We start from the raw sequence: 22,752 nt of genomic DNA, 5'->3' as shown, positions 1-22,752 counted from the left end.
GGGCCGCGTTTATCCGCACCGGCGTATCGAGGGGGATGAGCCGACTGCATCAACCTGTTCAGCCGACCGGCACGAGGAGGCCACCACAACAACTGTGGAACCCTCGTGCGCGGCCGGTCGTCGCTCGAGTCCGGTCTGGCCGCGGGCTCGGCGGGGGTGAGGCCGCGGGGTCGGTAGGTCCGTCTGGCGGTCGCGTTTGCGGATGAGGTCGGCGATCGACGGCTCGGCCCGATGCTGAGGGTTGTCTGCCGACGTGTAGGTCAGGCCGAGGCGGCGGCCCTGGACGGTGACGTTGCCGAGTGCTTCGGCCAGGTCACGGTCGAGACGATCGGGCGTGGACGACACGGTGACGGCGGCCGGCCCCCAAGCGAGGGGGCCGGCAGCGAGGCTGCCGAGGACCTGGTCGATGTTGTTGTCGAAGTAGACGTTCATCTCCACGTCGCGGCCGTCGAGCCGGACGGTGGTCGTGCGCTCGAAGTCCTGCGACCGCGACGCGTCGTCCTTGCTGCGGCGTTGGAGGACGAGGAGGTCGGTGGTCAGGTCCAGGCCGGGGAGCTGGCGATGGGTGCCGGCCGGCAGGCGGACGGCGCCGAGCAGGTCGGCGCCCAGGTGGAGCTGCTGACGGGCTTCGGGGTACGGGTTGTCCATCAGGTCGTGCGAGGCGAGCAGGACGGTGTATCCGCCGGGACGGGTCAGATGCTGCATGAGGAGCGCGAGCTTGGCCTGGGCGGCTCGGCGTAGGACGACGTGGGCGGGGTCTTGAAGGCGGGCGTCGTTGTAGGGCAGGGAGGCGATGACGACGTCGTACCGGTCCGACATCTTCGGGACGCGCTCGGTCACGGGGAACGCGACTCCGGGTGTGTGGCGGGGGGAGATGTCTGCGACCAGGGACCGGAACGTGTAGCCGTCGGTGTGGGGCAGCCCGATCAGGGTGGCGGCGTCTTCCCCGACGGCGAGCACCCGGGCGTCCTCGACGCCCAGGTCGCGGAGCATGGTCCACGGGTGATTGGCGATGACACGGTGCGCGGGCCGGGCGGAGGTGGCGACGTGGTCGTCGAGCGCGATGTGGTCCGCCTCGCGGCGCAGGGCACGGATGTCGTCATGCGGCTCGCTGGACATCACGAGCCTCCCTTCTGGCGGTACGTCCCCGCGGCCCGGACGTTGCGGGCGGCGCGCGCCTTGGTGGCGCGCCGGGCAGCCAGGTCGTCGGCGACGAACGCCGCGAAGTCGGCCTTGCGGTCGGTGATGGGCTGCTCCTCGCCCGGCTCGGCGGGCGGTTCGCCGGGCCAGGAGGTGGCGCGGCTGGGCCGGTCGCGGTCCAGCCGGGTGCCCGACGTGGCGACCCACTCGCGCAGGCGTTCGCGGGCGTCGGCGAAGTCGGCGTGCCAGGTGATCGGTCCGGACCCCGAGCCGCCCGGGGCGTAGCACTCGAGCCGGTGCGTGTGCAGGGCGGACAGCTCCTCCACGAGCTCGGGGTGGCGGTGCCACAGGGGTGGGACCACGGTCGGGGGCAGGGCGTACCGGTTGCGCAGCCAGGTCACGAACCTGTCCAGCGCCCGCCAGTGCGCCGTGGCCTCGTCGGCGGTCAGGGCCTGCCAGTCGATGGGTTCGACCTCGCCGAACTCGCCTGCCGCGTCGTCCAGGTCGGCGGCGAGCTCGGCCTCGTAGGCGGCGAACTGCTCGTCGGTGACCAGCTGCTCCGGCGCGGCGTCGGGGTCGGTGTTGAACTGCCAGTTGACGTCGCCGTCCATGGTCACAGCCCGATCCCGTGGCTCGCCGACCCGGCCCGTTGCGGTGCGGGCCGGTCCGCCGCAGAGGGGGTGGGGGCGGCGGGGCGTCCTGGCCGACGCCGGGAACCGGCTGGGCGGTCGCGGCGGGGGTGGCGGTCTGCTGGGCGGCGTGCTGCAGGTTCGCGGGGCTGCGCTGCACGTCGTAGGTCGTGCGGGCCAGGTCGTGGCCGATCTTGCGGGCGATGTACACCTCGCGCTCGGCGGGCCGGGCCGGCGGCTCGGCCGGGCGGGAGTCGACGTAGCCGTGGGCGATGAACTGGTCGCCCTTGCGGAACTGGTCCGCGGCCCGCTCGGCGGTCTTGCCGAAGACCAGCAGGTCGTGGAACGAGTTGTCGAGCCGGATGTAGGTGCCGTCCTGCTCGCGGCGCCAGTGTTCCACGCCGACCCGGTAGTGGACCTGCGTGGTGCCGGTCTCGGTGAACGACACGTCGGGGTCCGAGGCGATGAACCCCGCCAGGGACTGCTGCACGGGAATGGCCATGTTGGCCTCCTCCATCGTGGCGGCGCCATCGGTGTGGGCAACCGCTTCAATGGGCAGGTGCGCGGCGGCAGCCAGCGACCGCGCGAGGGCCGCGATTCCGGCGTTGGGCGAGTCGCCGCTTGCGTTCTGCCGTGCGAGTACGTGTCCCGGCGCGGCGGTCGCCCGGGTCACTGGCAGGTGCGGTGGCGCGCTGCGACGGCGCCGATTCGAGAAGTCGTAGTTCGACACCGCGCCCAAGACGGCGTCGTTCGCCATGACTCCTTCGCAGCAGCTCGCCTTGGTGGGCCGGCCTCATACCCGCCGTAGGGTCTGCTCGTTGAGGGCTCGCTCGGTGGCGAGCTGGGCGGCGTCGGGGCGCCTGGTCCAGGGGCGCAGGTCGGCGACGACGGGTGGCGCGGAGCGCAGGAGGACGAGCGCGGTGCCGAAGGGGAGCATGCGGATGGTCTCTGGCGGCATGACGGGTACGCGGCGTGCGGAGCGTTGGATGGAGCGTGAGCCGTAGTCGCCGACGGAGACGGTGTCGGTGATCTCGTCGCGTTCGCCGATGAGGGCGGAGACGTCCTGGAGGTCTTTGGCGACCGAGGCCCGCCGAGGACGACCTTGACGATGGACGCGTCTCAGATGGCTCCGGCGTTGTGGTCGCCCCACCTGGCGCGTGCTTGGGACAGGGACTGCTGCACGGGCATGGTCGTGATGCCGGTGCCGCCGCCTTCCGCCATGAGCACCGGCAACAACGGCAGTGGGGACAGGTTCCCGATCTCGTCGAGCGCGAGCAGCAGCGGCGGGTCCAGTCGTGCACCCGGGGATGCGGCGGCCAGTGTTCGGGCGGTCTCGACGAGCTCTTCGATGAACGCCGCCACCAGCGACCACGACGCTGACGCCCACGCACCGGTCGACAGCAGGTAGAGCGTCCCGTTCGAGCGGAGGAACTCGGCCGGGTCGAACGACTCACCGGGCGCCGGGGTGACGGCGTCCATGACGCGCGGGTCTGGGAGGCAGGTCAGGGCGAGGGAGACGCCCATCCAGATCGAGTCCCGGGTGCGCGGGTCGGAGTGAATGGTCGACTCCAGCGAATCGGCCCAGCCGGGGGCGGCGTTCGGGGTGGAGGACAGGATCGCGACAGCGTCTGCGGCGGCGGACGGTGACAGGGACCAGGCGAACAGGTCCCTCGGGGAGCACTGTCCGAGCGCGGCGGCGTGCAGTAGTGCTTGCAGGGCGGTGCGGGTCTTTCCTTCCCAGAACCCGCCTGACTCGACGCCGCCGGTCGACAGGCCGCCTGTGGCGGAGCTGAACCCGGTGGCGCGGATCATCGCGGTGAGCGGGTTCTCACACCCCGGATTGGGGACCAGCGCAGGCCGGTGGGTAGTCCTTCGGCCAGGTGCTGCGGGTCGAACACCGCGACGGTCCGTGACTCTCGCGCGCTTTCATGGTGGCGGTGAGGTTGTCGGGGCGGGTCGAGGTCGTGATGACCGCGCCGGGCGGGTCCAGGATCGAGTTGATGACCAGGTGCAGGCCCTTGCCTGAGCGGGGTGGGCCGAGCACGAGGACGGAGTCCTCGACCGACGCCCACACGCTCTTGCCGTTCGCGGTCCCGAGCAGGTACCCGACGTCGGAGGGTGCGGGCTTGGTCAGCGAGGGCCGCAGCGCACCCGACCGGGCGAGCAGCGCCCGGGTTGAGGCTGCCTTGGTGACGTCGCGGCCGGTGGCGGTGCCCGCGAGCCGGTGCGGGTCACGGGTCGCCTTGGTCTTGTCCCGCCGGAACAGGCGCCACGCGCCCCACGCGAGTGCGCCGAGCGCGGCGAGCAGCACCGCGACCACGACCCAGTACACGACCGGGTTCAGACCGGGCGCGCCGAGCGCGGTCGCGGGGTCGCCGGGATCGAGAAGACACTCGCACCCCGGCGGCCGGGCCCGACGTCGGTGCGTCGACGCGGGAGACCACCGCGGCCAGGTGTCCGGCCAGGCGCAGCAGGGCGGCGAACGCGACCGTGGAGATCAGAAGGATCAGGCCGAGGTTGGTCAGCGCGTCCCCACCTCTGGGGGAGGCCGGGGCGCTCATGCCACACCTGCCGCGAGAGCGTCCACTGCCGGGTGGTGGACGACGACCGTGCCCGAGGTGCGACCGAGCAGCACGACCGCGGACGGCAGCCGCTCGAGCAGCGGCGCGGGCAGGGGCAGGGCGGCCCGGCCGTCGTCGTCGGCGTTCCGTGCCGCGACGACGACCGCGATGCACACCTGTTCCCCGGGCAGGAAGCCGCGCCCGACCACCCCGAGCGGGAACTCCGCATGCGATGCCGACTGCGACCGCGCTGCCGGTGCTGAGACCGGAGTGACCTCGGTCGGGGTCGGGAAGGGCTCGGGCTCGCAGATCTGGGTGTACATGGCGCCCTCGGGATTGACCGCGACCACGTGGACGGCTTGCCCGAGGTCGAGCGCGACCAGACGGCCCAGGTCCCGCGGGTCGCGGACATTGATCGGGACGGGCGCGGCGGGCAGGTCGTACGGCTCACCGGCCACCGTCACGTCGGGGGTCCAGTCGGGCATGTAGACGATCTGGACCCGGGGCAGGTCAACCTGAGCGTCGTTGTGCTTCAACGTGTCACCACCTTCGATCGGGCCGGCGCCCGCCGCCTGGCCGGCCTGCGGGTCTCGCGCGCGGGCGCGGAGCGATCGCGGGCCGTGCCGTCGCGGACGCTGCGAGGGCCTGGTGGCTCGCCGTCGCCAATTTGATGGGTGTCGAGCTTGTCCAGGATCGCGAGGGCGGTCTTGCGCGCGCGTTCGGCGGTCGCGGTGACGACGTCGAACACGCTCCCGTCTGGGACCGAGCTCGCCCACCCGCACGTACGGCACCGAGTACGTGGAGGTGTCCATGCCATGCGCGGCGCCGATCATCAGCGCGACGGTCTCGGCCTCGACCTCGATGACTCCGCGTGACGATGCGCGTCGTCGGCGTTCTTGATGTCGTGCATCGTGACGTGCCCCAGCTCATGGGCCAGCGTCTTGGCCATGGCCGCGTCGTCCATGTCGGCACGGACGCGAACGGTGCGTCCGATGAAGTCCGTCAGCCCGTTGGCCCCTCCGAGCGGGCGCGCGTCGGGCACGGTGCTCAGGTCGAACCCGCCGGTGGCGACCTGGGCGGCCAGCCCGTCCCACAGGCCCTCGGGTGCCGCACCCCCGAGGAGCAGGGGGCATGGGCTGTTCGGGAATCGGGTCGCCCTCGGTCTGAGTCACGTCCACACGTAGGCGGGCCGGGTGCCCTTGAGCCGCTCGCGCACCACCTCGCCCGGCGCCGGCTGCTCACCGCGAGCGAGCAGCCTCCACGGCCCAGCTGCGGGGCTGTCGGTCGGGTACCTCGCCGTGACCGGCGCGAGGATCACGTACCCGGACTGGCCCTTCATCACCCGCCGGCCCAGACGCTGCCACTGCTGGTAGCCCGCGACGTATGTCGGTTCCGCCGTGGGCACCCGGCCAGCCTCGAATTCCTCGGCGTGCTGAAGAACGATCAGCAGCGTGTTGTGGAACGAGCGGGTTCGAAACCGCGCCGCGAACTGGATCGCGCGCCTGTAGCCGTCGGCACTGGCCATCGCGTCGACCGCCTTGGCCAGCCGCTCATGCGCCTCGTTGAGCTTGCTCTCTCGCGCCAGGCCGGCCGCGTCCGCGTCAGCGTTCCAGCGTCCCATCTCGCACCTCCAAGGTTTCGCTGGGTAGGTGCGTCGGCGCCACCTGGGTGGATCCACGAACCGTCGACTGGTAGGCGAAACGCAAAACGACGCGGGGCCAGGAGCGGGTCACTCGCAGAACCGTGACGGGAGAAGCTGTGGGGGACTGTCGTCGAGCGGTCCCGTCCTGCTCACGCAGTGGCGTGTCCTGGCCGTCATCTTCGACGAACAGGCGGTCGCCTACGGCGCCTCGGCTCCGAGTCGTCGCGGCTCAACTATTCATCCGAGTGCTCGAGCTCCGCCACTCACCGATCCGCCGGGCAAGCCGTTGGGAAACAGGTCGAGGACGACCTCGGGAAATGCTTGACACCCGCGGCATCAGTCGTCGACGATGGTGCCACGCGGTCCGGGCCCCTGCCCGGTCGCCAACTCAAGAAAATATCTCTGAGGCGCTAAGTGCATGGGCACTTGGCGCCTCGAGTCGTATATGTAGGAAGAAGATTATGTCGCCAGCGAGTAATATGGGTCGGTCAAATAACTCAAGGCCGAGTCCAGCTGAGATGGGTCGACGGAAAAATACGAACCGAATCACATGCCCCGGGGCGCTTCGTGGCTGGCACTTCAGTCGGCACGCTCGGACGAGGGTCAACTCTCGGGGGTTCGCACCTCACGATGTGCTCCAGGCCGTAACTCATCCCGAGATCACGGTCACCGCGTTCAACTACGGACTGGGCCGCGTGAGGTACGTCCGGGGAGACCTCGTCGTGGTTGCCTGCCCATCAACGTCTGAGATTGTGACAGTCCTCCTGCACAGTGAGGACGAGTGGGACGACCAGGACGCAAGGGCGGTGAACGGGCAGTGAGCACTGCGGCGGCATGTCCGGGATGGGTTGAGTCGTTGCGAGGGGAGTCAGTCCTCTTCACTGGACGGGCGTTCGTCCGGGGTGAGCACATGGACCGGAGCAACCTCAGGCAGCACACGGTGACCATGGGCGGCCGCGTGGCACCGGATCGCTCGATGTCGGTCACTGTCCTGGTCACTGGCGAAATGTGGAGCGGGCCGCTTCACGACGGCCGTCGACGCTACAGCCAGAAGCTCGTGTACTTCGAAGAGTTGATGCGGCGTGAAGGGCGCCACGTCCACGTCATCGACGGAACTGGCTTCGGAGAGCTTCTTGACGGTCGTCGCGCGCGTTGTCATGACCTTCTCGCCCCAAGTCCTGGGAGCACGCGATAGGTGTGTCTGACGGGACCGGCGAATCCACGGTGAGCCGCCCCTTCTGATTCGCCAGACGCGGTTGGAGCGATCAGGAGCTCCGGACCACCGGCTCGTCTTTCACCTAGCCGAAACGATTCGGCAGCGGCCCAGTCGTCTCGGCAACGTGAAAGACGAAATGGTGGGCTCGGTGACGGAGAGGGACGGCGAAGGGCTCGACGGATCGTGTTCGTCGAGCCCTTCGAGTGCCGTGCCCATTGCCATGGTGCACCGGTGAACCCCTGTGGGTCAGGTCGTGGTGTGGTCCTCGCCGTACGGGCAGTAGGCGGTCCCGAGCTTGGGCGTGTACGCCACGGTGAGGAACGGTTCGGGCGCGTCGGCGTCGAGCAGCGGGAATCCCGGGTCGAGCAGTGGGGTGTAGGCCACGGTGAGGAACGGTTCGCTCATGACCTGGCTCCTTCGGCGATCAGCGGGTCGTTCGACAGCTCAGGAGGGACGACCTCGAACGGCGTCGCCCGCAGCGCGCGCGGTGCGGGCGCGGGAGCGAACGTCGGGTCGGGCGGCGCAGCCTCGTGGTACTCGGGGTAGGCGGCCTGGAAGTCGAGCGCGGCTTGGATCAACGCCGGTTCGCTGAAGCGGCGGCCCCAGAACGCCGCGTTGATCGGCAGCCCGACGCCGGCGTCATGGCCGATCGGGAACGTGACCATGGGCCACGTCAGCGCGTTGGGCAGCTGGTAGAAGGTGCGGTAGTTGCGCAGCCCGCCGCCCCCGAACCGGGGTCCGACCTGCGCGCCGATCGGCAGGACGAGCATGAAGTCGATCACGGCGGCGTCGAGCGCCGCGGCGTAGTTCGCCTGGAGCGTGCGCCGCCGATTCTCGCCGTCGGCGCGCACCGCGAGGCAGGGATGGCACCGGCATTGGCGGTCTGCGCGTCGAAGTCGCCGGACTGGCGGCCGAGCGCCTCGGCCTGCTCGGGATGCGTGGCGGCGAACTGCTTCACCGCCTCCCAGTACCCGATCTCGTAGCGGTTGGGCGAGAGCACCGTGCTCGCCGGCGAGACGACCGACCCGTTGGGCAGCGGGATCCGGTCCGACGTGCGGAAGTACGGGTCGTTCGCGGCCACGGTCACGTCGAGGCCGTCGAAGTCGACCACCTGCGCGCCGAGCGACCGCAGCTGGTTCTTGAACCGCTCGAAGGCGGCCGAGTAGTCGGCGTCGTAGGTGTCCGCCGGGGGCGTACCGGTCCCACCCGCGGTCATCCAGTCGGTCTGCGGGACGCCGATGACGACGCCCGCGAGCGGGCGGCGCCCGGCGCGCGCGGCGACCGGGGTCTCGGGGAACGGGTTCGGGGCCGAAAGGGTCAGCGGATCGTTCTCGGCGTCGGGCCCGTGCATGACCGACAGGATGATCGCCGCGTCCCGGACCGTCCGGGCGATCGGCCCGAGGACGTCGTACCCGGGCGAGAGCGGCATCACTCCCGCTGTCGAGGACAGGCCGAGGGACAGCTTGATCCCCGAGGCCCCATTGGCCGCCGACGGCATGATGATCGACCCGCCGGTCTCCTCACCGATGCACGCGGACGCGAGTCGGGCGACCGGCGCCACGCCCGAGCCCTGGCTCGAGCCACCCGGGATCCGGCTCGGGTCCCACGCGTTGCCCGCGAACGTGCCGGAGATCGACCCCGAAAACGCGGACGCGATCGTCTGCCCTAGGATCACGGCCCCCGCCTCACAGAGCTTCGCCACGACCGTCGAGTCCCGCACGGCGACGTTGCCGTCGTACGCGTGCGTGCCGTTCTTGGCCTCGAGTCCCTTGACGCCGACAGAAGTCCTTGATCCCGAACGGGATGCCCAGCAGGATTGGCAGCTCTGCCTTCGCCACGACACCCTTGGCCGCCGCGAGCCGGGCGTCCGCATCGGCCGCCTGCGCCAGCGCACCCTCACGGTCCAGGCGCACGAAAGCGTTGTAGCCACCGTTGTCGCCGTAGACCTCGAACGGGCCGTTGAACGCGTCGATCCGGTCGAGGTACGCCTGCGTGACCTGCGTCGACGTCAGCCGACCCGCACGGAGCAGCACGACCCAGCTCGGCGAGCTGGTAGTCCACGACGCGGGCGCGGGACGGGATCTCGTGCGTCGCGGGGAGCGAGTCGAGGAACGACCCTGCCGGAGCCGGCTCGTCGACCGTCTGCGCCTGCGCCGGTGCCGCGAGCGAGGCCCCGGCGAGCGCGGCAGCGGTGGCACCACCGCTGAGGAAGAGCCGCCGGCTGACGCCTGGACGGTTCTCGCGCGATGTGCTGTCCAGGTCAGAAGCGACGGGAAGGGGGGAGAGCGCTGTCATGGCCCGTGATCGTACGAACGCGCCCCCGTCGCACAGCGCCTTTCGACCAACCGTTACACGGCAGGAAGAGTGTTCACAGGGCCGACTTCTGGTGTCACGTACCCGGGACAAGCGTACGAGGACGAGGTCGCCCTCAGCCCTGATTTACCGCTGAGGTCGGAGACGTTGCGGGCGGCACGCGCCGGTGTCTCAGAGCGTTTAGTCTTGAAGCCCGGCGAGGTGCCTGGCGGCAACATCGTGTCACCCACGCTTTCGTCGAGAGCGAGCAGGGGTGAACTTCGGCCGACAGCCGACCGCGATTGCACCTGCGCGCTTCCCGTTCGGTAGCGTCTGGCCATGAATCCTGCTGCCTTTGAGGCACGTGCCACTGAGAACCCCGATGCCGCGCGGGCGCGTCTCATGCGCGAGTACGCGTCCCTCGATGCGGCACGCGAGGCGCAACGGCTTTATGACTCCCGGTCCCTCATCGGCGAGGCACTGGCGCAAATGGGCCAGCATGGTCTCCACGCTGCCGAGACCGTCGCTGAGGTCCAGTCGTTGCTTCGGGACGGGGCGCCGATCGACGGTGCCGCTCGCATCGACTACGGCGACACGATTCAGCACTGGGAGACGCCGTTGCTCACTGCGCTTGTCGACGAGCGCTGGCAGGTGGCGCGCGAACTGCTCCGATCGGGTGCCGATGTTGACGCCCCCAACGCGGCGATCTTCCCGAATGGTGGAGGCTTCGGGCACACCGCCCTACACATGATGCTCCAGCGGAGCGACCACTACGGGGTACAGGAGCTCATTGCCGCAGGCGCCGACGTCAACCGCCAGACGACGCTCGGGTCGACGCCGCTTTACTTCGCAGCATCGGTTGATGACCAGGAACTCGTCCGAGTCCTGCTCGACGCCGGCGCCAATCCACAGATCCGTGACCTTGATGGCAAGTCCCCTACCGATGCGGCCGGCCCAAGGACTCGGCACCTGCTCGGCTGACGGCTGTCTGCGTCACGCGCCGACAAGCAGCCCCCGACGGGCGCATAGCCGTCGCTTTCGATGGCGCCACATGGGCTCAGCCAAGACTTGACTCTCTGCGTTCGGCGGATCTGGCAACAGTTCCGTGCCAGATCCACCGAGCAGTGACACCGGCACGATTCACTCCGGCGGAACTCCTAGGTCCTAGTCTCCATGCGCGACGTTGTGTCAAACAGCTCGGCCTCGGCAGGGTGGAGTTGGTGCTGGACAACGAAGGATCGCTCGCGGATCCGCCACAGCCCCTGGCCGGTGTCGAGCGTGAGGAGCAGGCCGCGCTCGGTGCGGGTGAGGCCGAGGGCGGCGCTGGTGGGGCCGAGTTGGTCGGACTCTTGCCGGTAGATAACCCTCGTTTCGGCGTTGGCGAGCAGCGACGTGGCCAGCGCCCGCATGGCCGACCCGGAGTCGCCTACGTTCTCCAGGTCGGAAAGCTTGTGGAAGATGAGCATGTTCGCGATGCCGAACCAGCGGGCCAGGCGCCATTGGGCGTCCATGCGCCGCAGCAGCGCGGGGTGGGACATGAGCCGCCACGCCTCGTCGTAGACGACCCACCGATGCCCGCCGGTGGAGTCGAGCAGAGCGGACTCCATCCAGGCCGAGGCACAGGTCATCAGCAGCGAGATCGCGGTGTCGTTCTCCGCGACGGCCGACAGGTCGAGAGTCACCATCGGCAGCGTGGGGTCGAACGCTACGGTGGAGGGGCCGTCGAACATCCCGGCCAGGTCGCCGGACACCAGGCGGCGTAGCGCGTGCCCGGGCAGGCGACCGTCCTCAGCGAGCCGCCCGGCGGCGTCATCGCGCCGGTCTGGGGTAAGGAGACGGTCGACAACCATCGGCAGGACGGGCACGGCCGCGGTGCGAACGGCGTCGGTCAGGGCGATATCGATCGCAGTGTGCTCGGTCGGGCTCAGGCGCCGGTCCAGGACGGTCTCGGCGAGCGCGCCGAGCAGGTCGCGACGGCGGGCGGCGAGCTGGGCGGCCCAGGTGGCGTCGTCGAGGTCGGTGCGTCGGTGGCCTTCGTCGAGAGGGTTGAGCCGATTGGGCTGCCCATGCCCGAGCGCGATCGCTTGCCCGCCGAGGGCGTGCGCGACCGGGGCTCATTCGCCTTTCGGGTCGCACGGGACCTACCAGACCATCCGCTCCAACCTCTGTGCCCTGGCCGCGACGACCAATCCGGACCGCCTCCACGACTACTGGGATGTTCTGGACCGGATCGACTCCCTCCATGAGCCGGCGCAACTCGCCGTCGCGCTGCCCGTGCACGGCATCAGCCGGTACGCGATGTACGACGCCGCGAGCAACGCGATCCTGCACCTCAGCCGCTACGGCCTGGACCCCGTCGTCCTGCTCCGGGCGCGCGACCTACTTGACGCGACCTGGGCCGCCGATCCCGGTGCCGTACGGTGAGCGCAGCGCCATGACCTACGGAGAGGTGGCCAGCGCGCTGCGCGAGTCGTTGGCCGAGCTGCTGACGCACGTCCGGCCGTACTAGGAGATCGGCGGCAAGCACCACACCCGCGACGCGCCACTGGACGGGTTCCACGAACGGGCCGACCTCATCCAGCGGTACCGCGCCATCGTGCTCCAGTACGTCGTCGACCTGGCCCGCACCCACACCGCCGCAGCGCCACACAAAGCGACCATCGTCGCGCGGTGGCTGCACTGGATCGAACGCTCCGTCCCGCCACGGGACGACCTTCCCGGCGGGCGTCTCGCGGACCCGGTTGAGCTCGGCACCGAGCAGGACAACGTGATCGTCGAACTGTGGCGCCAGGCCGCCGTCGCGGCGTTCCTCGGCAGGGAGCGAGAGTTAGCGACCATGCGCGAGTAGATCACCGCCGAGCAGGAGATCTTCGTCCTCAAGGACGTCGCCGACATCATCCGCGCCCTCATCCGGCTCGACGACCGCCACAGCCGACTGCCTGGCTGGCATGGACTCTCCGACACGAAGGGTGCCCGCTCAGACCGCCCGTCATGGGCCGTTTTCGGTGAGAGCGCCCGAGGCCTGGGTGCCACCACGAAGTTCTTCAACGACTGGATCGCCTCGCAACTCACCTCGGCCGGCTTTATCGTCGACCGCATCGGCTACCGACCCGAGCCGAAGTTCGACGCGGCCGGAGGAACGATCGACGGTGCGATCTCCGCGCTCGAGAATCTCTCGGCTGTCATCAACGAGGATTTCCCCCGTGCACTCGCGCTGGGTGTGCTGTTCCGGTCCCAGTGGAAGCTCTCGTTGCTTGCCAGCCGCCTCGCGCTTGCCGCTGGCGACACCAAGACCGCCGCCGCCCTGACCGTCCGAGGCAAGATCTACACCGAACTCGTCGGCGCCATGCGCAACGTCTCCGGCAGACAGGGTGAAGGCCTCTACGCCGTCGCGTACGGTGCGGTCTCGACCGACCAGGTCGCACGTGCGACGGCCATGACCGGTGACCAGGCGGTCCGCCTCGTCGACGTACTCGATGTCCTCGACGCGCGCATTGCCCGCGCGACACGTAAGGGCATGTCCACCGGCTCGTACCTCGTCGCGACAGGCGAGGTTGCCCTCGTGCGGGGCGGTCCCGGCGGTGTCCGAACGCGACAGACGGCTTTCCGCGTCATAACCCCGCGGACCACGCCGGAGCTCTACCGCCTTCTCAGCGCCCTCGAACCCCAGCGCCGCCCGACGCCGTCCGAACACGACGCGATTACTCAGCGTGACGACTTCGCGGCGTTGCTCGGGCGCTCGCCCAAGGATTCGCTTGTGCGCAGCAGCGATCGGGCTGCCCAGCGCGCGGCGAACAGACCGTCGCGGAGGAGTCCTTCGGGCTGCGTGGGTTGCGGGTGATCTCGCCGACAACGTCGAGGCGGTGGTATCACCGCGACGATTCTGGGTTGTCCCTGAGACGGTCCCGCGTCGAGATCAGGTGCGAGGCCGACGGGTTCGAGTTGGTGATTCCCTAGCGGGACGGCGCATCCAAGGCCACCGTCCGGTCGGTCACCGGTTCTTCGTCACGTCCTACGACGGTCGAGTCCTCGTCGCACAGCGAGACCGTGGAGGATTGGCCGTTGACTCCGACAACCGCGAACTACTCGCCATTCGCCTAGGGCGTGTCTCCCAACTCTTAGTTGGTGCGGGCGTCAGACTCGAGGCCGTGAGTCGGTTCCAGGTTCTTACGGACGAGCAGTGGGAGCGGATCGAGCCGTTGCTGCCGTCGAACGCAGGCAGGGTCGGTCGCCCGTTCGGTGATCACCGCACTGTAGTCGAGGGCATCGCCTACCGGTATCGGACCGGGATCCCTTGGCGGGACCTGCCTCTGGAGGCGTTCGGGCCGTGGCAGACGGTGTGGAAGCGGCATAAGAGGTTCTCCGACGACGGCACCTGGGACAGCATTCTGGCGCACCTGATGGCCGAGGCTGACGCGGCCGGTGAGATCGACTGGACGGTTTCGGTGGACTCGACGATCAACCGCGCGCACCAGCACGCAACGAACACGGGGCGCGCAGAGCAGGACACAGGGGGCGACGTCGAATCACAAGAGGCTTCGCGAGGGCGTCGTCCACAGTGAACCCAAGGGTCATGGCATTGGGCGGTCTCGTGGCGGTTTGACGAGCAAGATTCACCACGCTGTCGACGGGCGTGGCCGCCCGCTGGCGGTGGTGGTGACTCCTGGGCAGTCTCACGACGGGCGCGCGCTTGAGCTCGTACTTGCAGACATCAGCGTCCCACGCCTCGGTGCGGGCCGGCCGCGGACCACGCCGGACACGGTGCTCGGGGACAAGGCGTACTCCTCGCGCGGGAACCGGGCGATGCTGCGTCGGCGCGGGATCAGGGCCGTGGTCCCTGAGCCGTCCGACCAGCAGACCAACCGCAAGCGGCGTGGGGCAAGAGGCGGTCGCCCGCCGAAGCTCGACCGAGAGACGTACAAGCGGAGGAACGTCGTCGAGCGGTCCTTCAACCTGCTCAAGCAATGGCGCGGCCTCGCCACCCGCTACGACAAGCACGCCGCTGTGTACCGGGCCGGAGCAGTACTGGCGGCGATCATCAGTTGGTTGCGATCCCGGTAGATTGGCGGCGTGTTCGATCAGGCTGCGGTGCGCATTACCGCTTCGACCGGCTTGACGCTGGAGTTCGAACAGTCGTTTCCATACGGTCCCGACGACCCGTATGTGTCTGGGATGCTCGTTCGGGCAGTCGGAGACCATCTGCAAGTCGAGCAGCGGATCATTCTCTCCCTGGGAAGCGGCGGACTCTCGGCGTTTCTGTACGGCCTGTACGACGAGTTCCGAGGGTGGGCAGGCGAACGTACCTGGCAGTCGCTTGAGGACGAGTTGCGTGTTGTCGCGCGTCACGACGGTCATGTTCACCTCCGGTGGGAGGTCACGAACAGGCCGTACGACGACGACTCCTGGACCTTCTCGACGACGACGCACCACGGAGCAGGTGAGGACCTGCGCCGCATAGCAGATGCGTTTCACGCCCTTCTCGACACCTCGACCTGATCCCCGAGGTCCGTGCAATCAGCGGTCAAGAGGTCAACTGCACTGTCGCTCCGTGCCTTCCTTTAGGAGACACGTCCTAGTCAAAGACCTCGTGGCCGCCGGCCTCTGAAGAGAAGGCCGATCCGGGCGCTGCCCCTGCCCGTCGGGTCATGGGACGGCCGCCCTGCCCGGCTTCACGCGCACCGCCGCGTGCCTAGTTCAGGACGGCGGCTTTGCAGATCAACCGAACGTCACATCGCCGGCACTTCGTCAGTTCGGGCTTCGGCGCGAACTCCCGCGCCTTGAGCGCCTCGGCCGTGACGATGACCTGCTCCTCGGCAGCAGCGATCGCCGCATCGCCCACCGGCACCTCGTGGCGCGTCGTCGCACCCATGTCGTGGATGAACGCGGCCCCGACGCTGAGACCTTCGCGGCGACCGGCGTCGGCGTACACCTGGAGCTGGAGTGGGGCGATCTCTCCGACGGCGGTCTTGTAGTCGACGATCGCGAGGTTGGTCGGGACGCCGTCGTGTTCGTCGTAGATGACATCGGCGCGGCCGCTGACGACGACGCCGGGCAGGTAGAGCTCGAACGGTCGTTCCGTGGCCCACGTACGCAGCAGGTCTTCCTTGTAGTCGGTCATGTACTTGAAGACGAGCTTCCGGGCGCGCTCGCGCATCTCCTTGTGCCCGGCCTTGTTGGCAAACGGCAGGTAGAAGTCGCCTGTGAGCAGGTCGTTGATCTGCTTCGGCGTCGGCAGCTTGCCGGTGGCCTGGGTCTGCTCGGCGAGGATGCGCATCACGTGGTGGACGGCGTTTCCATACCCGATCTCGGACTGGATCGCGGGCATGAACCCCAGCTCGTTGCGCAGCAGGTAGCTCTGCGGGCATGAGTCGTATGCGGCGAGCTGGCTGTAGGTGATCGCGAGGTCGGGGATGTCGATCCCCTTGCCGTGCGCCGACGTCGGTAGGTCCATATCCTCGTCAGCCGCGTATCCCGCGACCTCAAGGAGGTACGGCGAGGGCGACGCCTTCGACTTCCTGACCTTGGCGTGCGATGAGAGCGCAACCCAGTCGCGTGCGCGGGTGATGGCTACGTAGAACAGGCGACGCTCGTCGGCGTCGGAGCCTTCGTACCGCGCGGCGTCGAACATATCCGTGGGCACGAGCCAGTCGCCGGCCGAGCCAACCTTGCTCGACGGGAACCGGCTTGCGGTCAGCGACGGTAGGAAGACGACGGGCCACTCGAGCCCCTTGGATCCGTGGACTGTTCCGAGGGCGACTCCGTCGGCGAGGAGGTCTTCCTCGCCGTCGAAGTCGTCGTAATTGCCGTTCGCGTAGTTGATGAGCAGTAGCGCGAAGTTGCGGTAGAACCAGAGGTCTCCTATAGCGCCGCCAACCTGCTCTCCGGGGTTCTCCGCGTCGCGACGGGACCGCCGGTTGACCGTCTCGTAGTCCGCCAGAACGTTGGTGAACCGGGCGATCGTCCCAAGACGGTTGCGCTGCCGGTCATCGGTCAGGTCCCAGTCGGCAATTCGAAGCAACTCCGTCAGGGCGTAGAAGTCACCGACGAGGCTCGGGTCGAAGTTCTTCTGGACACTCCGTCCCCTCCAGAGTGAGAGGAACGGGCGCAGGACGTCGACGTCGTTCGCTTCGAGGTCGAACACCGTGCGGTAGTCGTCTAGCAGGGCATCGAGCTCGATCTTCTCGCGCTGGATGAACCGACCCGGCGCCCAGTCGATGTCGGCGAGCCAGGCGTACGTGGCTCCGAAGACGGCGGCCTCGGGCTGCTCGAACAGGCCGGTCCGCCCTCCGGGCTGCACGGGGATCCCGGAGACCTCCAGGGCGTCGAGGATCTTGGCGTAGGCGACCTTGCCTCGGACCAGGATCGCGATGTCCCGATAGGCGACGCCCTGGTCGTGCAGGGCCTCGATGTCCATCGCGATCGCGTCGGCCTCGGCCTCCTCGTCGTCGTGCCCGATGACGATGGAGACCGCCGGCCCTTCGGCCGGGCGGAACGTGCCCATCTGCTTGTCGAGGCGCTCCGGGATCGAGTGCGCGAACTGGTTCGCGACCTGGACGATCGCCGGCCGCGATCGGCGGTTGGTCAGCAGGTGGAACTGCTCAACCGCGGTGTGGGCTCCGTACCGGTCGGTGAACTTGACGATGTTGCGCACGTTCGAGCCGCGCCATTGGTAGATCGCCTGGTCGTCGTCACCGACGACGACGACGTTCGCACTGCCATGCGGCTTCGCGATGAGCTCGATGAGCCGCTCCTGAGCGGGGTTGATGTCCTGGTACTCGTCGACGATGAGGTGGCGGAGGTTCTCGGTGACCTTCGCGTGAACGTCGGACTTCTCGAGTTCCTCGACGGCTCTGACGATCTGTGTGCCGAACGACATGAACCGGTAGTGGTCGAGCATCGAGTAGTAGCGCCGGAGCGAGTCCTTGAAGTCGCTGTCCGGAAGGTCGTCGATCGCGATGAGCTCGTTCTCCACGACGTCGAGGTTCGACTGGAACAGTGCGATCGCCTTGAAGAGCTTGCCGTCCTTGTGCAGGCGCTTGAGCAGCAGCCGGTTCTGCTCGCGGTAGAGCAGGTTCGTCAGCTGGTTGGAGTCGAGCGGGGTGTAGGTCTCGCAGGTGGGGACGTAGGTCTGCAGCAACCTGAAGCAGTAGGCATGGATCGTGCCGACGAACAGCTTGCCGAGCACGTCGACCCTGTCGGCGCCAACCCGCTCGCGGATACGCTCCTTGAGCTCCTTGGCGGCCTTCTCGGTGAACGTGAACGCGACGATCGACTCTGGATCCTCGCCGTCGTTCAGGAGTGAGGCCACTCGCTGGGAGACGACCTCCGTCTTGCCGGCACCCGCCGCTGCGATGATCTGGATGTGGCTGCCCCGGTGGGCGACGGCGCGAGCGGCCTCGCCTTCGAGGACGGGGAGTGAGGGCGTCGATGCAGGCTGTGACACGTGGACACGCTACGTCAACCCGGTGACATTCACCTGGACACGTGCGCCAGACACACGCAGGTGTCAGCCCTCACCGATAATCTCGTTCAGACACCCCCTGACCTGCGGAGCGACGACGACGATGACCGAAGAACCGGCCAAGGTAGACCTCGAGATGCCAGACCTGAGTGCGGCCAGGCGCGCCGCACTGGAGGAACTCCTCCCGGGCATCCTTGCTGACGGCGTGCTTGACGCGAACCGATTGGGCGAACTCCTCAGCGTTGCGGTCACCACCGCCGCGGACGGTCCTGAGCGGTACGGCCTCATGTGGGCGGGGAAGGCAGAAGCGGTTCGCTCGCTGCAGTCTCCTTCGCATGGCGCTCTTGTGCCGGACCTGGCTCGGTCCGCTGAATGGGACGGGGCGAAGAACGTCTTCGTTGAAGGCGACAACCTAGAGGTGCTTAAGCTCCTTCAAAAGGCCTACAACGACCGAGTCAAGATGATCTACATTGATCCGCCGTACAATACCGGATCCGACTTCGTCTATGCTGACGACTTTACCGACACCACTCGACAGTACCTCGAGTGGTCAGGTCAGATTGACTCAGCTGGTCGACGCGCTTCCGCCGGGACCGACGCTGCGAACGGCCGGCTGCATAGCCGATGGCTCTCGATGATGTATCCCCGCCTTGTGCTGGCACGGAACCTTCTCACTCGAGATGGCGTGGTTCTGGTGTCGATAAGCGATGTCGAGATGGCGAATCTCATGCTGCTGCTCCGTGAGGTCTTCGGGCCGGAGAATCACCTGGCGACGTTCGTCTGGAACAACGATGGAAACATCGAACAGCAGAGTTCAATCAAGGTGAACCACGAGTACATTGTTGCGTTCGCTCGCGACATCGAACATGTTTCGCGGCCCGGCGTAATCGACCCGAACATTGACGAGGGCAGTAAGCTCTTCAATGACCGAATCGAAAACTCGATCACCAAGAATGGCCCGGCTAACCCTGCGAGCGAGGTCTTGCTTCCTGCTGGGTTTCCCGCTTCGCAGGATGCGTTCACCGTTTCGCCGCGAACCGACGCTTGGCCGCATGTCCTCGACCCCGTTGAAGTCGTAGACGGAACTCTCTCGACGCCTGCGCGAGTCTATAGCGGCTGGAGTTCGAAGCGTCTCCTTGAACTGTTCATCTCGAACGGCTTTGTTCCCATCGAAGACGCCGAAGGAAAGTCAACATGGTTCGCCATGACTCCGACCGGCGCGATCTATGGATACAAGCAGCGTAGTTCGACGCAGGGACACGTCCTTACAGTGCTCCGCAACCTTGGCACAACCAAGGCTTCGAGCTCGCGCATGAAGCGAGACTGGGGAGTTGTGTTTGATTTCCCAAAGCCTGAGCGCCTAATCCAGTACCTGGTCTCAGTCTTCACGAAAGGCGACGATCTCGTGATGGATTTCTTTGCAGGCTCGGGATCGACCGCCCATGGTGTAGCGCTTCAGAACGCGGAAGACAACGGTACAAGGCGATACATTCTCGTCAACATTCCGGAGCCGACTGGCCGTGAGTCTGCCGCCCGGAAAGCGGGCTTCGAGACCGTTTCAGACATCACCTTCAAGCGCGTGGCTGCAGTGCGCGCTCACGTTAAGGGAGCTTCACGCGCCGGGCTAAGAACCCTGCGGCTTAAGGACAGCAACTTCGTGTACACGAGTGTCGACGATGCTGACGAACTGACATTGCACGGATCGACTCTCGTCAAGGTCGAGCCGCGGGGTGATTCGCTGGCCGCAGAGGTCTTTCTCAAGGAGGGCGTCGCATTGGACGAGTCATGGGTGCGACACGGGGTCGGTGGCACCGAGGTCATCGTTGCTGACGGCGTGGCCGTTGTACTGTCTGACGCGATTACCGACGATGTGGCCAATGCCGCAGTTGCACTCAACCCGCGTGTGCTCGTCTTCCTCGAGGATGGCTTCGCTGGTCGGGACGCGGTCAAGGCGAACGTGTTCACGAACGCGAAGAACGCCGGCATCGCGATGAAGACGGTCTGATGGCAGTCGAGATCAGGTTTGACGCAAACCAGCAGTACCAACTCGACGCGATCGCGAGCGTCGTGGACCTGTTCGCTGGGCAGGAAGGCCTCGGGCAGGGTCTAGCTACTTCTGGTCCTAAGGCGGTCGCGGGGGGCGGACTGTTCGACCAGGTTGTGTTCGGCAACTCTCTCGACATCGCACCTTCGACGATCAAGACGAACCTGCGCCGCGTCCAGGATCGGCCGGTTGTGCGCAGCGATGGCAGCGAGACTCCCTCAATCGCCGCGGACCTGCGCGCGGACGTCAGTGAGGACTCGGACGCCCTGGACTTCAGCGTCGAGATGGAGACTGGGACTGGCAAAACGTACGTCTACCTGCGCACGATCGCCGAGCTCAACAAGGCGTACGGCTACACAAAGTTCGTCATCGTCGTGCCGAGCGTTGCGATCCGTGAGGGTGTGCTCTCGAGCCTCGACCTGCTCGCAGACCACATCCGCGACCTTTACGACGGCCTTCAGGTCGACTCGTACGTGTGGAACTCCAAGCCGACGACCGCACGCAACTTCGGCATCGCGAGCCACGTGCAGATCATGGTAATCACCATCGACGCCTTCACCAAGGAGTCGAACGTGATGAACAAGCAGACTGAGTACGGTTACGCGCCGATCGAGTACATCCAGGCGTGCCGGCCGATCGTTATCATGGACGAGCCACAGAACATGGAAACCCCGACACGCCAGCAGGCGATTGCTTCGCTGTCACCGCTGTTCAAACTGCGGTACTCGGCCACGCACAAGGACCTCAAGCACCTTGTCTATCGGCTGACACCAGTGGACGCATACGACCACAGCCCTCGCCTGGTCAAACGGATCGGTGTCTTGTCCATCGTCAAGGACGAGGACCCGAATGAAGCGGCGGTCGACGTCCTCAAGGTCACGGGCACTGCCGCTGCGGTCACAGCGACCGCGCGAATCAACAGAGCCACCGCGCAGGGCACCAAGCTCACCCAGGTCACACTCCGCAAAGACGACGACCTTCACGACCTCAGTGGCGGGCTGTCCGCGTACGCCGGGTGGTCGGTCGAGGACATCCATGTCGGGATGGACGGCCAGCCCGGGTGGATCGAGTTCGGCAACGGCACACGCATCCGTGAGGGTGGCGACCGGACCAACTCCGAGCAGCTCCAGCGACTCATGATCCGCCAGGCCGTCGAGAGCCACTTTGAGAAGGAGCTCCAACTCGTTCGGCAGTTGCGCCGTGGGGTTATCGAGGCACGCCTGAAGCCGCTCACCTTGTTCTTCATCGACAAGGTCGCGAACTACCACCCGGCCGGCGCGAAGTTCCGAACGTGGTTCGAGGACGAGTATGAGTTCGTCCGCAACAACCCCAAGTACCGGGCAATCAAGACCCAGATGCCAGACGTCAAGGACGTCCACGACGGGTACTTCGCCACGACCTCGAAGGGTGAACCGAAGGACCTCTCCTTCACCGCCACGGGCGCCGAGACGAAGGACGCAGAAGGGGCGTTCGAGAGGATCATGCGCGGCAAGGAGAAGCTACTCAGCTGTGACGAGCCGCTCCGGTTCATCTTCAGCCACTCGGCACTCGTCGAGGGCTGGGACAACCCCAACGTCTTCACGATCTGCAACCTCCAAGACGGCAGGTCGACCCTGCGCAAGCGCCAGCAGATCGGCCGCGGCCTGCGTCTACCTGTGATGGACAACGGCGAACGTTGCCGCGTCGACGACGTCAATCTCCTCACGGTCATCGCGTACGAGGACTTCGCGACGTTTGCCAAGGACCTCCAGGAGGAGATCGAGACCGACACTGGCACGACTTTCACCGGCCGCATCGTCAACGTCGCCAAGGACAAGACGACGCTCCGCCTCAAGCAAGCGGTCCTTGACGACCCGATCTTCCAAGAGTTGTGGGCCCGCATCTCGGCAAAGACGACCTACCGGATCGACTTCGACACGGACAAAGTCGTCGCCGAGTCCGTACGACGCATCAATGAGATGGAGCCCCTCGAGCAGGTCAAGTACCGGATCTCCAAGGCCGAGATTGACATCACGGTCGCCGGCGTGTCGGGTGCCGAGGTCACCGAGCGGGGCACTGTCGAGGTGGAGGGTGCGCGGAGGGTCCCCGACGTCGTTGGTGAGCTCACCCGGCGGCTGCCGTTGTCACGCGCCACCATCGTTCGCATCTTGACCGAGATCGACGACCTAGACCAGGTGCGCGCCAACCCTGCGGCATTCATCGACCAGGTCGAGTCGGCGATAAGCAGGGCACTGTACGACCAGGTCGCCGACGGCATCGTCTACACACCGACGGGCGAGAGTTGGTCGGCGTCCCTCTTCAAGGAACGGCACCAGTTCGAGACGGTCGCCCGGGCCGACTTCGTCGTCCCCGTCACGAAGAGCGTCACCGACAAGATCGTGTGCGACTCGGGCGTCGAGGTTGCATTTGCCAAGTACCTCGAGCACGAACGTGACGACGTGCCGCTCTTCGTCAAACTGCCGGAGTGGTTCAAGATTTCGATTCCGCTGGGCGTCAACTACAACCCGGACTGGGCGATTGTCCGGCGTGAGCCCGAGGGGACCTACCTCTACCTCGTGCGCGAGACCAAGGGCACCGGCCAGATCGACCAGCTCCAGTGGGAGTCCGAGGGCTGGAAGATCAAGTTTGGTGAGGCGCACTTCAGCGCGATCAAGGTCGACTTCATGTTCGGCGATGGCCGACACGGTAACATCCTGGTCGAGCAATCCGAGGACTTTCCCAAGCACACCCGGGCAGTTAGGCACTGACCGCCGCGTGCTGACCGCTT

General features: G+C 67.1%; 20 protein-coding genes and 3 pseudogenes. 8 read left to right on the top strand and 15 right to left on the bottom strand.

Going from position 1 to position 22,752, the window contains the following annotated elements:
- Nucleotides 1-9 precede the first annotated feature (9 nt).
- The 13 genes and pseudogenes from FB00_RS22825 to FB00_RS23010 all read right to left on the bottom strand — a co-directional run bounded on the left by FB00_RS22825 (nucleotide 10) and on the right by FB00_RS23010 (nucleotide 9,221).
- Nucleotides 10-1,119 (bottom strand): hypothetical protein, encoded by a 1,110-nt coding sequence (locus FB00_RS22825; RefSeq protein ID WP_231581849.1) that lies wholly within the window; start codon nucleotides 1,117-1,119, stop codon nucleotides 10-12.
- Nucleotides 1,119-1,751, bottom strand: coding sequence for a hypothetical protein (locus FB00_RS22820; protein WP_231581851.1), 633 nt, complete (start codon nucleotides 1,749-1,751; stop codon nucleotides 1,119-1,121). The genes FB00_RS22825 and FB00_RS22820 overlap by 1 nt, the downstream gene beginning before the upstream one ends.
- Nucleotides 1,752-2,028: 277 nt before the next feature.
- A pseudogene (locus FB00_RS23250) lies at nucleotides 2,029-2,271 on the bottom strand (single-stranded DNA-binding protein); the annotation flags it as partial.
- Between the two features lie 291 nt (nucleotides 2,272-2,562).
- Nucleotides 2,563-4,330 (bottom strand): annotated as a pseudogene (locus FB00_RS13290) (TraM recognition domain-containing protein).
- Nucleotides 4,327-4,866, bottom strand: coding sequence for a hypothetical protein (locus tag FB00_RS21195; protein WP_156186405.1), 540 nt, complete (start codon nucleotides 4,864-4,866; stop codon nucleotides 4,327-4,329). Before FB00_RS21195 ends, FB00_RS13290 begins: the two are co-directional and overlap by 4 nt.
- Nucleotides 4,863-5,078 (bottom strand): hypothetical protein, encoded by a 216-nt coding sequence (locus tag FB00_RS22815; RefSeq protein WP_231581848.1) that lies wholly within the window; start codon nucleotides 5,076-5,078, stop codon nucleotides 4,863-4,865. The genes FB00_RS21195 and FB00_RS22815 overlap by 4 nt, the downstream gene beginning before the upstream one ends.
- Nucleotides 5,079-5,162: 84 nt before the next feature.
- Entirely contained in the window at nucleotides 5,163-5,372 is a 210-nt protein-coding gene (locus tag FB00_RS22810; RefSeq protein ID WP_231581847.1) for an ImmA/IrrE family metallo-endopeptidase, read from the bottom strand.
- Nucleotides 5,373-5,498: 126 nt separating this feature from the next.
- Nucleotides 5,499-5,951: an ArdC-like ssDNA-binding domain-containing protein gene (locus FB00_RS22805; RefSeq protein ID WP_231581846.1), complete on the bottom strand. Its 453-nt coding sequence runs from the start codon at nucleotides 5,949-5,951 to the stop codon at nucleotides 5,499-5,501.
- A gap of 889 nt (nucleotides 5,952-6,840) precedes the next feature.
- On the bottom strand, nucleotides 6,841-7,131 hold the full coding sequence (locus tag FB00_RS22090) for a hypothetical protein (protein ID WP_156186404.1): 291 nt from the start codon (nucleotides 7,129-7,131) through the stop codon (nucleotides 6,841-6,843).
- Nucleotides 7,132-7,434: 303 nt separating this feature from the next.
- Nucleotides 7,435-7,593 carry a hypothetical protein gene (locus FB00_RS22085; RefSeq protein ID WP_156186403.1) on the bottom strand — a complete coding sequence of 53 codons (159 nt, stop codon included), beginning with the start codon at nucleotides 7,591-7,593 and terminating at the stop codon, nucleotides 7,435-7,437.
- Nucleotides 7,590-8,039 (bottom strand): hypothetical protein, encoded by a 450-nt coding sequence (locus FB00_RS22080; protein WP_047233400.1) that lies wholly within the window; start codon nucleotides 8,037-8,039, stop codon nucleotides 7,590-7,592. The genes FB00_RS22085 and FB00_RS22080 overlap by 4 nt, the downstream gene beginning before the upstream one ends.
- Nucleotides 7,967-8,908 carry an amidase family protein gene (locus FB00_RS22075; protein WP_269430015.1) on the bottom strand — a complete coding sequence of 314 codons (942 nt, stop codon included), beginning with the start codon at nucleotides 8,906-8,908 and terminating at the stop codon, nucleotides 7,967-7,969. The genes FB00_RS22080 and FB00_RS22075 overlap by 73 nt, the downstream gene beginning before the upstream one ends.
- Nucleotides 8,874-9,221, bottom strand: coding sequence for an amidase family protein (locus FB00_RS23010; RefSeq protein WP_269430014.1), 348 nt, complete (start codon nucleotides 9,219-9,221; stop codon nucleotides 8,874-8,876). Before FB00_RS23010 ends, FB00_RS22075 begins: the two co-directional genes overlap by 35 nt.
- Nucleotides 9,222-9,819: 598 nt before the next feature.
- Between FB00_RS23010 and FB00_RS21185 the strand changes: the two genes are divergently transcribed.
- A complete protein-coding gene (locus FB00_RS21185) occupies nucleotides 9,820-10,461 on the top strand; it encodes an ankyrin repeat domain-containing protein (RefSeq protein ID WP_082141291.1) in 642 nt (213 codons plus the stop codon).
- 176 nt (nucleotides 10,462-10,637) lie between these two features.
- On the opposite strand, the pseudogene FB00_RS13255 reads toward FB00_RS21185, so the two are convergent.
- Nucleotides 10,638-11,621: pseudogene (locus FB00_RS13255) on the bottom strand (ATP-binding protein); the annotation flags it as partial.
- A gap of 133 nt (nucleotides 11,622-11,754) precedes the next feature.
- On the opposite strand from FB00_RS13255, the gene FB00_RS22070 reads away from it, so the two are divergent.
- From FB00_RS22070 to FB00_RS13230, 5 genes are all read left to right on the top strand, one after another.
- On the top strand, nucleotides 11,755-11,904 hold the full coding sequence (locus tag FB00_RS22070; RefSeq protein WP_156186401.1) for a hypothetical protein: 150 nt from the start codon (nucleotides 11,755-11,757) through the stop codon (nucleotides 11,902-11,904).
- 172 nt (nucleotides 11,905-12,076) lie between these two features.
- Nucleotides 12,077-12,328, top strand: coding sequence for a hypothetical protein (locus FB00_RS13250; protein WP_047233399.1), 252 nt, complete (start codon nucleotides 12,077-12,079; stop codon nucleotides 12,326-12,328).
- A gap of 372 nt (nucleotides 12,329-12,700) precedes the next feature.
- Nucleotides 12,701-13,321 (top strand): hypothetical protein, encoded by a 621-nt coding sequence (locus FB00_RS13245; protein WP_047233398.1) that lies wholly within the window; start codon nucleotides 12,701-12,703, stop codon nucleotides 13,319-13,321.
- 307 nt (nucleotides 13,322-13,628) lie between these two features.
- A protein-coding gene (locus tag FB00_RS21705) for an IS5 family transposase (RefSeq protein ID WP_231581845.1) occupies nucleotides 13,629-14,541 on the top strand; the annotation gives its coding sequence in 2 pieces (ribosomal slippage) (nucleotides 13,629-13,991 and nucleotides 13,993-14,541; 912 coding nt in all).
- 9 nt (nucleotides 14,542-14,550) lie between these two features.
- A complete protein-coding gene (locus FB00_RS13230) occupies nucleotides 14,551-14,976 on the top strand; it encodes a DUF6228 family protein (RefSeq protein WP_197088808.1) in 426 nt (141 codons plus the stop codon).
- A 193-nt stretch (nucleotides 14,977-15,169) separates the two neighbouring features.
- On the opposite strand, the gene FB00_RS13225 is transcribed toward FB00_RS13230, so the two are convergent.
- Entirely contained in the window at nucleotides 15,170-17,923 is a 2,754-nt protein-coding gene (locus FB00_RS13225) for an ATP-dependent helicase (RefSeq protein ID WP_082141289.1), read from the bottom strand.
- A gap of 121 nt (nucleotides 17,924-18,044) precedes the next feature.
- Between FB00_RS13225 and FB00_RS13220 the strand changes: the two genes are divergently transcribed.
- Nucleotides 18,045-19,946, top strand: a complete 1,902-nt coding sequence (locus FB00_RS13220; RefSeq protein ID WP_052877659.1) for a site-specific DNA-methyltransferase — start codon at nucleotides 18,045-18,047, stop codon at nucleotides 19,944-19,946.
- Entirely contained in the window at nucleotides 19,946-22,732 is a 2,787-nt protein-coding gene (locus FB00_RS13215; RefSeq protein WP_052877658.1) for a DEAD/DEAH box helicase family protein, read from the top strand. The genes FB00_RS13220 and FB00_RS13215 overlap by 1 nt, the downstream gene beginning before the upstream one ends.
- The last annotated feature ends 20 nt before the right edge of the window (nucleotides 22,733-22,752 follow it).

Source organism: Cellulosimicrobium funkei (assembly GCF_001019615.1).
GTDB lineage: Bacteria > Actinomycetota > Actinomycetes > Actinomycetales > Cellulomonadaceae > Cellulosimicrobium > Cellulosimicrobium cellulans_E.
The sequence above is the reverse complement of the archived record's forward strand: the minus strand, read 5'-3'. Positions and strand labels throughout refer to the sequence as shown.